Source organism: Borreliella valaisiana VS116 (assembly GCF_000170955.2).
GTDB classification, from domain to species: Bacteria; Spirochaetota; Spirochaetia; order Borreliales; family Borreliaceae; genus Borreliella; species Borreliella valaisiana.
This window is the reverse complement of record NZ_ABCY02000001.1, coordinates 133077-145998: the sequence shown is the minus strand read 5'-3', so window position 1 is coordinate 145998 and position 12922 is coordinate 133077. Positions and strand designations below refer to the sequence as shown.

The window sequence follows — 12922 nt, the reverse complement described above, 5'->3', positions numbered from 1 at the left end:
TTATGAACTTTATACATAAATTATTCATTGGATTTTGTATTTTTCTTATTTTTTTGTCTTGTGATGAAAAAAAGAGTTCAAAAAATTTAAAATCGGTAAAAATTGGATATGTAAATTGGGGTGGGGAAACAGCAGCTACAAATGTATTGAAGGTTGTTTTTGAAAAAATGGGTTACAATGCAGAAATATTTTCAGTTACCACATCCGTAATGTATCAATATTTAGCGTCTGGAAAAGTAGATGGTACGGTATCTTCTTGGGTTCCTACAGCTGATAAATTTTATTACGAAAAACTGAAAACAAAATTTGTTGATCTTGGTGCAAATTATGAAGGAACCATTCAGGGGTTTGTGGTGCCAAGTTATGTTCCAATTTCTAGTATTAGTGAGCTTAAGGGTAAAGGGGCTAATTTCAAGAACAAGATGATTGGCATAGATGCTGGTGCGGGAACTCAGATTGTTACAGAACAAGCACTTAATTATTATGGATTAAGTAAAGAGTATGAATTAGTTCCCTCAAGTGAGAGTGTTATGCTTGCAAGTTTAGATTCTTCAATAAAGAGAAACGAGTGGATTTTAGTGCCTTTATGGAAACCTCATTGGGCCTTTTCTAGGTATGATATTAAGTTTCTCGATGATCCTGATTTAATTATGGGGGGGATTGAGAGTGTGCACACTCTTGTTAGACTTGGTCTTGAAAATGATGATATTGATGCATATTATGTTTTTGATCATTTTTATTGGAATGATGATTTAATATTGCCTTTAATGGATAGAAATGATAAAGAGCCTGGCAATGAGTATCGCAATGCAGTTGAATTTGTTGAAAAGAATAAAGAAATTGTAAAAATGTGGGTTCCAGAAAAATATAAGGCTTTATTTGATTAATCTTTTTTGAAATTCTTTTAAAGATGTTGAAATAGGATTGTATTTAGGAATAAAATCATTTCCCCCTTTAAATAATGCATTACACCTTATTATTCTTAGCGTCATTAATATTAAAGCTGTTGGAAAATTGTATTTTTTAAGGCATTCAATTGAATATTTTGAGCAAGTAGGTTTGTATATACATTGTAGTCCAAATACTTTAGAAAAAGTGTTTTGGTAAATTTTTATTAAAAAAATAAGAGTATAATTTAAGATAAAGAAAATCTTGAAAATGTTCATATTTAGAATTGTATTGTATTATAATAATTAATCAAACAGATTGAAAATATTAATTAAGTTTTAAACTTTTAAACTTTTAATTTTTATTATAAAGGTGGTTTCAAATTAAAAAAATTTTTTTGATCTTTGTAATTGTCCCTTTTTCTTTTGCTGAAATTATTCAAATATCACCCGAACAAGCTGTAAATATGGCCTTAGAAAACAGCTTGGATTCAAAAAATGCTTTATATAAGGAAAATATAAAAAAGCTTTATAAAAATAATGCATGGAATGCTTTTGTTCCAAATGTTAACCTTAGCTCGACACTTAGCAGAAATCCTTCTGCTTTAAGCGAGCTTGAGAGAGATTATTGGGGTTTGGGGTTTGGAGTTGCGATTAGTCTTTCTTTGTCACCTTCTGTTTTAAAGAGAATTGAACTTATTATGTTGGAGTATGAAAATGCAAAAATAGAAAGGGAGAGTGCTGTTCGTAATATTAAGCTAAATGTTCTTAAATCTTACAATAAATTAATAGCGCTAAAGAGTACATTGAAAGTTTTTGAGAGTCAAATACAAAATAGTAAACTTAAATTTGAACAAGCTAGAATTGCTTATAACAATGGACTAATATCAGAAATAGATTTTCTTGATGCACAGCTTAAGCATAAAAAATCGCAACCAGATTTAGATGGTCAGATTATTAATTTTGAAAAATCAAAAGAAATTTTCAAATTATTAATAGGATTGGATCCGGATCAAGATTTTGAAATTATTGGAGAATTGCCAGACGAGACAATAGATTTTTCTTTATTTAATGAGGCGTTAAATTTTAATGAATCATTAGAGATTAAAGAGTTAAATATGCGCTTAAAAATGGCAGAGCAACTTATTGGTTCGCTTTGGTTAGATACTTTTTTGCCAACTCTTTCGTTGTCGTTTTCTTATTCTCCTTACAGATCATTTCATGAAAATTCTAAAGGTTTTTCAAGTGGGTTTTTGGCATCTTTTAGCTTGAATTATGGTTTAACTGAAATATTTCCATTTTCAAAAAGTTTCACAAAAATACAAGACAACAACTACCAACTAAAAATATTGCAAAACAATATTGAGAGCAAAATTAGAAATTTAAAATCTAGTATTGTGCAAAAAAGAAAGGATATTAGAAGATATAAAGCGATTCTTGATGCTTCTAAAATTAATGTAGAATTAGCTAATAAAAATTATCAAATGGCATTTAATGCTTTTAATTCCGGTGTCATGGATCTTTCTAAATTGAATGATATTGAGCTTGTTTATAAGCAGAGCGATTTGAAATTCATTGAAGATAAATTAAATTATTCCAATTCTATACTTGAATATAAGGATTTAATAAATTCATTAGATTAAGAAGCATTAAGAGGTATTTTTATGAATTTGATTTTTAATATTAACTTATATTTAAAAAAATATTTTTTACTCTTCTCCTTAGGCTTAGTTTTAATTTTAGTTGCGTGTGTGGGTAAGAATAAGCTAGATGACAAAAATATTAATAAGGAGAAGGAAAGTTCTTATAGATTTCCAGTAATTGCCATAAAAGTCAAAAAGGGAATATTGAGTGATTATTTGTCTTTAAATGGAGATGTAGATACAAAAGTTAAGGCAGATATTTTCCCAGATGCTGCGGGTAAAATAACCTCTTTGCAAATAAAGCTTGGGACTTATGTTCAAAAGGGACAAATAGTTGCAACTCTCGATCCTTCAAGGCCCGGTTCTGTATATTTGAAAAGTCCAGTAAGAGCGCCAATCTCAGGATATATTTTAAATATTAGAAAAAAAATTGGTGAAACGGTTAATCCTCAGTCTAGCATAGCAGTAGTAGGAAGAATAGATGCAAAGCAAATTTTAACTTATGTGTCTGAGAAATACATTTCAAATATTAAAGTTGGAAATGATGCTATTATTGAGGTTGGAGCTTATCCTAATGAAAAGTTTAAAGCTAGAGTTTCAGAGATATCTCCTATTTTAGATTCTAAAAGTCGCACTATTGAGGTATATCTTACACCTATTGGTAGCAATTTAGACAAACTGATTATTGGTATGTTTTCTAAAATTAAACTTATCACTAAACGTTTTAGAGATGTAATTAAGATTCCAAGAGAGGCTGTTGTTGAGAGAGAAGGTAATAATTTTGTATTTAAGCTTGATTTAGAAGGTAAAAGTGTTCAAATGTTACCCGTTAGAGTACTTTTTGAAATAGATAACATTGTAGCTCTTTCAGGTGAGATTAAAGAGAATGATTTAATTGTAGTAGAAGGAATGTCTACTCTTTCTGATGGGACTCTAATAAATTTGGTAGATACAAGAGAAGGTCTTTCGGCTGAAAGCAATATTTAATTTATTGGGAGATGTGTTATGTTGGTAAAGAGAATAGTTGGCAAACCAATAACAATGTTAATTTTATTTTCATTGTTAATGATGATAAGTTTGTATACCTTTTCAAGATTGAAAGTAGACCTTTTGCCTGGAATTGATATTCCTCAAATAAGTATCAACACTGTTTATCCCGGTGCTTCTCCTAGAGAAGTTGAAGAGAGTGTTTCTAGAGTTCTTGAAAGTGGTTTGAGTTCAGTAAAGAATTTAAAAAATATATATAGCAATTCTTCTAAGGGAAATAGCACTGTTTCGCTTGAATTTTATCATGGAACTGATTTGGACTTGGTTCTAAATGAAATTCGAGATGCTCTTGAATTGGTAAAATCCTCATTGCCCAGTAAATCGCAGACACCCAGAATTTTTAGATACAATCTTAAAAATATTCCTGTAATGAATATTATTATTAATTCTGTAAGGCCAATTTCTGAGCTTAAAAGATATGCTGAAGAGATCATTAAACCTGGGCTTGAAAGGCTTGATGGGGTCGCAATTGTTACTGTTAATGGCGGAAGCAAGAAACGTGTTTTAATTGAAGTTTCTCAAAATAGATTAGAGTCTTATGGGCTTTCTTTGTCAAGAATATCTTCGATTATAGCATCTCAAAATTTTGAACTTTCAGCTGGTAATATATTGGAGAACAACTTAGAATATTTGGTTCAAGTGTCTGGAAAATTTAAATCAATTGAAGAGATAGGTAATGTGGTCATAGCTTATAAGATGCCCGACATTTCTTCTGGCATAAATTCATCTGCTATTGAGATAAAACTTAAAGATATTGCTAATATTAAGACCGATTTTGAAGATTTGTCAGAATATGTTGAATATAATGGTTTGCCTTCAATTTCTTTATCGGTTCAAAAACGTAGTGATGCTAATTCTATTGCAGTTTCTAATGTTGTTATGAATGAAATAGAAAAATTTAAATTATCTATGCCTAAAGATATGAGATTGGAAATCACTTATGATAGTACTAATTTTATTAAAGCGTCCATTTCAACTGTTGTAAATTCAGCCTATTTTGGGGCCGTACTAGCAATATTTGTTATTTTTTTCTTTTTAAGAAGCTTTAGAGCCACAATAATTATTGGAATTTCTATTCCAATAGCAATTGTTTTGACCTTTTGTTTAATGTATTTTGTAAATATTTCTCTTAATATTATGAGTCTTGCAGGTCTTGCACTTGGGATTGGAATGGTTGTTGACTGCTCAATTGTTGTAATAGATAATATATACAAATATAGGCAAAAAGGAGCAAAGCTTATTTCATCTTCTATTCTTGGAGCCCAAGAGATGATGCTGCCTATTACATCTTCAACTTTTACTTCTATTTGCGTTTTTGGTCCATTTCTTATTTTCAAATCAGAACTTGGAGTATATGGAGATTTTTTTAAAGACTTTTCATTTACAATTGTTATTTCTTTGGGAGTTTCTCTTTTAGTTGCGATTTTTTTGGTTCCCGTTTTATCAAGTCATTATGTAGGTTTATACACAAGTTTTCAAAAAAATATTAAGAGTTCTTTTATTAGGAAAATTGATGCTTTTTTTGCTAGTATTTATTATTTTCTAGAATTTTTGTATATCAATTTATTAAATATAGTGTTGAATCGTAAATTGATTTTTGGGCTGATTGTTTTTTTTAGTTTTATTGGCAGTCTACTTTTAGGATTATTGCTAGATGTGACAACTTTTGATAGAGGGAAAGACAACTCAATTTTTATTAATTTAAATTTTCCCCATAAAACTAATTTGGAATATGCAAAATTTTATTCTAATAGATTTTTAGAAATTGTAAAAAGTGAAGCTAAAGGATATAAAAGTATTATTTCTACTATGAATGCCGAAAGAATAACCTTTAATGTATTGTTTCCTCTTAAGGAAGAGTCAAGAGACAAGTTGATTAAAAGTATAGATTACGATGCTATTAAGTATAAAATTATGAATCGTATTGGGAATCTTTATCCCGAATTTAATATTGAGTCTTCCAGTGGTAATGCTTTGGGTGGTGGAGATTCTATTAAAATTAAAATTTCAGCAAATGATTTTGAATATATAAAAGATTATGGAAAAACTTTAGTTTCTATGTTGAAAAAGGAAATTCCGGAACTTGTAAATCCAAGACTTAGTGTAAGTGATTTTCAACTTCAAATTAGTGTTGAGATAGATAGAGCACTAGCTTACAATTATGGTATTGACATGAATACCATTTTAAATGAGTTAAAGGCCAATGTTAATGGTGTTGTTGCTGGGCAATATGTAGAAAATGGACTTAATTATGATATTGTTCTTAAGCTTGATAGAATGGATGTTAAAAATTTAAAAGATTTGGAAAAAATATTTATTACAAGTCCATCTGGAGTTAAGATTCCTTTTTCATCAATAGCCACATTTGAAAAAACCAATAAAGAGGAATCTATTTACAGAGAAAATCAAGCTTTGACTATTTATCTTAATGCGGGCATTTCTCCAGATGATAATTTAACTCAAGTCACTGCAAAAGTTATAGATTTTGTTAATAATAAGGTCCCCCATAAAGAAGGAACAGTGCTTAAGGTTGAAGGAGAATATAATGAATTTTCAAATATTATGAATCAGTTTAAAATAATCATTATTATGGCTATTATTGTTGTGTTTGGTATTATGGCTTCTCAATTTGAATCTTTTTTAAAGCCCTTTATTATTATTTTTACAATTCCTTTAACGACAATAGGGGTTGTACTCATACATTTTTTTGCAGGAGAAAAACTTTCTATTTTTGCTGCGATTGGAATGCTTATGCTTGTTGGTGTTGTTGTTAATACGGGAATTGTTCTTGTAGACTATACCGGTTTATTGATCAAGAGAGGGTTTGGCCTAAGAGAAGCAATTATTGAATCTTGCCGCTCAAGATTTAGACCAATTTTAATGTCTTCTTTGACTTCAATAATAGGACTTATTCCAATGGCATTTTCTAGTGGGAGTGGGAATGAGCTTTTAAAGCCGATCGCATTCACTTTTATTGGCGGAATGACAGCTAGTACATTTCTTACTTTGTTTTTTATTCCTATGCTTTTTGAAATTTTTTCCAATATTGTTTCAAGTTTCAAGCTTAGGTTAAAAAGAGTGGCGTCTAATGTAGATGTTGAAAAATCATTCGAAATTAATAATTCAACTAAAAGTAGTTATGATAATCTATTTGAAGAAGATAGGGATTGATATGACTAAATTTTATAGATATAGGATTGAAATAATTTCTAACTTATCTTTAGAGCTTGATGTTCTTGAATGTATGGAAAAAGTAGAACAAGAGCTAGGAGAGCCTATATATTATTCTAAGATAGAAAATGTTTATGGAAAGGGCAAGAAAGGGGAAAAACATGGCAATGGTGTTTGGCCTGAAGAAAATTTTATTCTGATTATTTATACTTCCAATCAATCTATTGTTAATAGATTGAAGGATATTGTAGATCATTTGAATCATTCTTACCCCACAGAGGGGATTAATTTTTTTGTTTTGAAAAATTAATGCTTAAGGATAAAATTTTATGTGCTGTTTTGGGTAGTAAATTTTTGAATAATAGAAATTATGTTTTAAGATTTGGGCATAAAAATATAAGTTTTAAAAGAGGCTTAATATTTGCTGCTAGGTTTGGAAAAATTTTTACCTAAAAAAATATTCTATTTATCCAAGAATATTTAATGGTTTTTTGAAGCATTAATGCGAAAAAATTATATTTCTTGTATTACTAAAAAAATAAGGAGGTTCTTCAAAAAGAGTGACTGATTATCTTAAAGGTGATAAAATAAATCCTAATAATAACATTGTTTTTATATTTATGAAAATAATTTGATGTTTTAGGTATTTTTAGGAAAAATATTATTTGTGAAAACATTAAAACGGAAATTTATTTTTAGATTCCGAATTAATTTTTATTAAGTATTTTTAAACTTTGTTTTGATTTTTTAAGTTTTTATTTTTGTTAGCTTTCTGTATGTTTTTTGCAGTAGGAGGCTTTGTAAATAATTTTTTATGAATTTATGGTTAATAATGGTATAATAAACCATGTTAATTTCGTTAAAAGGAGGATTGTATGTCAATAGCAAAGGCATTCTTTGAAGTGGCTGATCAACAAAAGGATAAGATTGCTCAAATATATAAAGTTTGCAATGGATATGCCCATGTTACTTATGGCGACTTAAAAAACAATGTTTTAAAGCTTGCTTCCTTTTTAAAGTCAATAAATGTTAAACATCAAGATAAAATATTTATTTGCTCTGAAAATAGGGCCGAGTGGGCTGTGATAGATTTTGCAATTTTATCTTTGGGTGCCGTTGATATTCCAAAAGGCTCTGATGTTACTCTTTTTGAAGCTGAAATTATTTTTAACTCTGTTCTTCCATGTGTAGTTATTTTAGAAAATTTAAATCTTCTTGATATGTTTGTTCAAATTCAATTCACAGTAAAACCTATATTTATTATTATTGAAAATTTAAACAAAGAAGATAGACTAAAGTATAGTGATTTTGAAATTTATACTTATAGCGATTGTATTTCATTTGGAGACAATTTAAGAAAAGATTCAGAAATTATTGACATTGCAAGTAAAGTTGATTCTAATGATATGGCAACAATAATATATACTTCTGGAACAACAGGTCATCCAAAAGGGGTAATGCTTAGTCATGCTAACCTTCTTTATCAAGTTTCTAGTTTTAGTTTAATGGTTGATACGCAATTGGGTCAAATATTTATGTGCATTTTGCCAATTTGGCATTCCTTTCAAAGATCTTTTTCTTACAATATTTTTCTCAAGGGTATGGTTTGTTTATTTTCTACCATTGTTCCAAGGGCAATGCTTGATGACATTAAAAATATTAATCCCCATTATATTGCAGCTGTTCCTAGGCTTTGGATTGCAATAAGGCAAAATATTTACAAAGAAGTTTCTAAGAAGCCGTTTATTTCTAGAATAATCTTCCATTTTTTTATCAAATTGGCATTTCTTAATGATATTTGCTATAGAGCGGTAATGGGGTTTTATCCGGACAGTGGGTTTAGTTTGTTTTTCCCTATAAAGAAAATTTTGGGAATGTTTGGGTTAATCTTCTTATTTCCTTTTAAAGCTTTGGGAAATATTTTAATTTTTAATAAAATAAATAAAATCTTAGGCAATAATTTTGTTGTTGGAATTACTGGTGGTGGGAGTATGCCTATATCTGTTGTTAGATTTTTTAATGCAATTGGTATTGAACTTGCTAACGCTTATGGATTGACAGAAACTTCTCCCGGAGTGGCTTCTAATAAGCATAAAAAAGTGATTATTGGAACTTGTGGTAAAATTTTGCCTGGAACTGTTGCTGAGATTAGAGATGCTGATGGAAATAAACTTAAAAAGCCTGGAAAGGGAATTTTGTTTGTAAAAGGACCTCAAGTAATGCTTGGATATTATAAGGATAGAGAGGCAACTTGCAGGATTATTGGTTCTGATGGTTTTTTAAATACGGGTGATATTGTAAAATTATCTAAGGACAATGTTGTTCAAATTATTGGTCGAGAAAAAGATACAATTGTTTTGAATAATGGGGAGAATGTTGAGCCTGCTCCAATTGAGATTAAGCTTGAAGAATCAATATTAATAGAAAAGGCGGTTGTTGTAGGGCAAGATCAAAAATTTTTAGGCGCTCTTATTCTTCCAAATTTTGAAGAAATAAATAAATATCTAGAAAGTGTTGGGCAAAAAATTTTTGATGCTAGTAATAGACGTCAAATTATTGCAAATAATATTGTTCTTAAGGCTATAAATGATGAAATAAAAAAATTAATCAATAGAACTAATGGATTTAAACCTTTTGAGCAGATATTAAAGTTTACTCTTTTAGAAAAACCATTTGAAGTTGGGAAAGAGATGTCAATTAAAATGGATATTAAACGAAACTATATTTTAAATTTTTATAAAAATGAAATTAAAAATTTATTTATCTGATTATTTTAAATATAATTCAAGCTCTGCTATATCTTCTAATTTTGTATTGGGGGATATGCTTTGCTTGTAAACAAATCCGTCGCCATTTATTTTTATTTTTATAGTATTTTTATAGTATTTTAGTATGTCTATTATTTCTCTTTTGGAAAGGTTTATAAAATTTGGTAAGTGTGTGTCGTTTTTATAATTAGCGGTGATTTTAGGGATCTTGATTTTTGATGGCATTTTGATTTTTTTATATGCGCTTGTATTTTGTTGGTATTCAATAAATTCTATTATTTCTTTTGCCATTGGAGCTGCTATTCTTGTTCCATATATTATTTTTTTTGGATATCTGTACACAATATAAATAATATATTTTGGTTGTTCTGTGGGGTATATTGCCAAGATAGAGGATGTATAGTCTTCTTCTGAGTATTTGCCTGTTTTTTTGTCAATAGCTTGCGATGTTCCGCTTTTTGCAGAAATGTCAAGATTTTTAATTTTAAGATTTGGAATTCCACCCTTATTTACAACTTCTCTCATCATTTTTAAAACTTTTTGTGCTGAATTTTTTGATATTACTCTTTTTATTTCTTCTTTATCAAATTCTTTAATGCTTTCTTCTTTATTGTTGCTTATTTTTTTTATTATTCTAGGTTTTAACATTATTCCATTGTTGCCTAGTATGCTTGCAGCTTGTAATATTTGAACTGCTGATACCCCTATTTCTTGTCCAAATCCAATTGTAGCTTTGCTTCGTCCTGACCATTTTGAATAATGATTCAAGAGCCCTTTTGTTTCTCCAGGAAATGGAAATCCAACTTTTTTCCCAAATCCAAAATCTAAAAGTTTTTTGTAAAAGTATTCATTGCTAACTTTGTCAGTAATGTAAGCTATTCCTACATTTGATGAATAAATTAAAATCTCTGTAGAGTCGATATATTTATAGGGAGGATTTAAGGTTTTGATTGTAATTTTCTCTCCCGATGGAAATTGTTTTTGATATATTCCGTTGTCTAAAAATTTTTCTTCTAAATTTAATTTTCCACTTTCTAATATTATTGCAACTGTAAAAATTTTATTGATGCTTCCAGGTTCATAGGTTAACGAAGAAGAAAGGTTTTTTCGTATTTCTTCAGGATATTCAGAATAAAAGTTTGCATCATATTGAGGAAATTGAACCATGGACAATATTTCCCCATTTTGGGAGTTCATTACTAAAGTAATTAAACTTTCAGGATTATTTTCTTCAAAGTATTTTTTAGCTATTTTGCTTACACCTTGTTGTATATTCATGTCTATTGTTAAGTAGATGTTGTTTGTTTCTAATTCTTCATTTAGAAATTGTTGTTTGGTTTTATCTTTTCCTAATATACTATTTAGAGAAAATTCAATGCCCTCAAGGCCAAGATTATCTGTTCCTACAAAGCCTGTAATATTACTTGTAGTATTACGAAAAGGATAAATTCTTGTGTAATCAGGATATAAAGCAATGTTTGAGAGCCTGCCTTCGGCTTGAATTCTTTTGATTAAATCCGATTCTTCCCTTTTTATTTTTCTTTTTATATATAAAAATCCTTTATTGGAAGAGAGCTTTTCCTTCAAAATTCTTGAATCAATTTGGAGTATTGCGCCAAGAGTTTCAGATGTGCTGACAATATTTTCTATTTTTTGAGGATTTGTTCCGATTGAGTAGGATTTTGAAGAGAATGCTATTGGTTTGCCATTTCTATCATAAATTGTCCCTCTTCTGGCAATATCATTTGACTTTAAAGATATCATGTTATCTGGAGTGTTGTTAAAGACCATTAGTGTGAAATATTTGTAAATAGTTAGCAAAGTTATACCCAAAAATATTGTTAATATTGTTTTTATTCGATAATTGTTATTAAGCATCCTTTTGGTCATGAATTTTGGACCTCTTAAATTATTTTATGACTATATGAAATAAAAAATTATTCATTTTTTTTTGTATCTATATTATTATATGTTATTATATTCTGAAAAAGTAGATACTATATAGCAGAGGGCATAATGTAATGGATATTAAAACTTTAAAAGGCTTTAAAGATTATTTGCCTAAGGATTCTTTGATTCGAATTCATATTGTTAGGCAGATATTTAGCATTCTTAATTCTTATAATTTTGATTTAATAGATACTCCGGTCCTTGAATATTCAGAGTTGCTTTTAAAAAAGGGTGGGGATGAGGCTGAAAAGCAAATTTATAGGTTTAAAGACAATGGGGGTAGAGATGTTTCCATGCGATTTGATTTAACCGTTCCTTTTGCTAGATTTATTGCCACAAATATTTCTAGTTTAAAATTTCCTTTCAGACGTTCTCAATTTGGAAAAGTTTTCAGAGGAGAAAATTCTCAAAAGGGTAGATACAGAGAATTTATGCAATTCGATTTTGATATAGTTGGAGAGGATAGTTTTAGAGGTGATGCCGAAATTCTTTCTGTTGTGTATTATGGACTTGAAGAGATTTTTTTAAATTTTATAGAAGGCATTAATAAAAAATTTATTATCCATTATTCTCATCTTGGTATATTAAATTCTTTTTTTGAACAGTTAGGAATTAAAGAAAAATCCCTTTTTATTTTAAGAAATATTGACAAAATAGATAGAATAGGAATTGATAAGGTTAAAGAGGAATTGCTTCTTGAGATCGAAGAAGAAGCTGTAGATTTAATCTTAAGTTTAATGGATTTGCAAGGTACTTTTAAAGATAAAATACAAACCTTAAAAAGTATTTTGGGCGATAACAACGAATCTATTAAGAGAGTAGAAGATGTTTTCAAGCATCTTAGTTTATTGAAAATTCAGGATTCTTTTAACTTAAATCTTAAAATAGCTCGTGGGCTTGATTATTATACAGGGATTGTTTTTGAATCTGAGGTATTTGGTAGTAATATGGGTAGTGTTTGTAGTGGGGGAAGATATGATAATTTAGTTTCTTCGTTCTCAAACTCTATTCAAAAGGTTTCAGGAGTTGGGGGATCTTTTGGTGTTGACAGAATAAAGGATATAATTGATCTTGAAAAGTTTAGTTATATTAAAATATTTGTAACTAAGGCCAGATCTAAAGTTTTAATTGTAAACTTAGATAGTGCTTTGCAAAATTATTATTATGAACTTGCTACTAGGTTTAGGAATCATGATTATTCTAAAATTAAAAATATTTCTTGTGAAGTGTATTTTAAAAATAAAAATGGTAAAAACATTAAAGAGCAAATAGAATATGCTTTAAGTAAAGAGATAAGATTTTTAGTTTTTGTTGGTCAAGAAGAATACAAAGAAAATAAAATGAAAGTAAGAGATTTGACAAAAAAAGAAGAGTTGCTACTTACTTTTGAGGAGTCAATAAATCTTATCAAGTGTAATGAAAAGTTGCTGTGCACCCCTTTTTAATCTTGAATGTT

Annotated in this window: 9 protein-coding genes; 7 read left to right on the top strand and 2 right to left on the bottom strand. The window is 28.9% G+C overall.

Annotated features, from left to right (window positions below; genetic code table 11):
* Nucleotides 1-2 precede the first annotated feature (2 nt).
* Nucleotides 3-887, top strand: a complete 885-nt coding sequence (locus BVAVS116_RS00700; protein ID WP_006068552.1) for a glycine betaine ABC transporter substrate-binding protein — start codon at nucleotides 3-5, stop codon at nucleotides 885-887.
* On the opposite strand, the gene yidD is transcribed toward BVAVS116_RS00700, so the two are convergent.
* Nucleotides 876-1166: a membrane protein insertion efficiency factor YidD gene (gene yidD / locus BVAVS116_RS00695; RefSeq protein WP_051008147.1), complete on the bottom strand. Its 291-nt coding sequence runs from the start codon at nucleotides 1164-1166 to the stop codon at nucleotides 876-878. The two genes, BVAVS116_RS00700 and yidD, sit on opposite strands and share 12 nt — an antisense overlap.
* A 188-nt stretch (nucleotides 1167-1354) precedes the next feature.
* Between yidD and BVAVS116_RS00690 the strand changes: the two genes are divergently transcribed.
* The 5 genes from BVAVS116_RS00690 to BVAVS116_RS00670 all read left to right on the top strand — a co-directional run bounded on the left by BVAVS116_RS00690 (nucleotide 1355) and on the right by BVAVS116_RS00670 (nucleotide 9516).
* Nucleotides 1355-2530 (top strand): TolC family protein, encoded by a 1176-nt coding sequence (locus tag BVAVS116_RS00690; RefSeq protein WP_051008154.1) that lies wholly within the window; start codon nucleotides 1355-1357, stop codon nucleotides 2528-2530.
* A gap of 21 nt (nucleotides 2531-2551) precedes the next feature.
* Complete coding sequence (locus tag BVAVS116_RS00685; protein ID WP_006068231.1) at nucleotides 2552-3517, top strand: efflux RND transporter periplasmic adaptor subunit; 966 nt, start codon at nucleotides 2552-2554, stop codon at nucleotides 3515-3517.
* Nucleotides 3518-3535: 18 nt separating this feature from the next.
* Nucleotides 3536-6748, top strand: coding sequence for an efflux RND transporter permease subunit (locus BVAVS116_RS00680; RefSeq protein ID WP_006068321.1), 3213 nt, complete (start codon nucleotides 3536-3538; stop codon nucleotides 6746-6748).
* 1 nt (nucleotide 6749) lies between these two features.
* Nucleotides 6750-7058, top strand: a complete 309-nt coding sequence (locus tag BVAVS116_RS00675; protein WP_006068382.1) for a PG0541 family transporter-associated protein — start codon at nucleotides 6750-6752, stop codon at nucleotides 7056-7058.
* A gap of 565 nt (nucleotides 7059-7623) precedes the next feature.
* Nucleotides 7624-9516 (top strand): AMP-binding protein, encoded by a 1893-nt coding sequence (locus BVAVS116_RS00670; protein WP_006068927.1) that lies wholly within the window; start codon nucleotides 7624-7626, stop codon nucleotides 9514-9516.
* On the opposite strand, the gene BVAVS116_RS00665 is transcribed toward BVAVS116_RS00670, so the two are convergent.
* On the bottom strand, nucleotides 9517-11406 hold the full coding sequence (locus BVAVS116_RS00665; protein ID WP_006068619.1) for a penicillin-binding protein: 1890 nt from the start codon (nucleotides 11404-11406) through the stop codon (nucleotides 9517-9519).
* Nucleotides 11407-11537: 131 nt separating this feature from the next.
* Between BVAVS116_RS00665 and hisS the strand changes: the two genes are divergently transcribed.
* Complete coding sequence (gene hisS, locus BVAVS116_RS00660) at nucleotides 11538-12911, top strand: histidine--tRNA ligase (protein ID WP_006068637.1); 1374 nt, start codon at nucleotides 11538-11540, stop codon at nucleotides 12909-12911.
* Nucleotides 12912-12922: the final 11 nt, after the last annotated feature.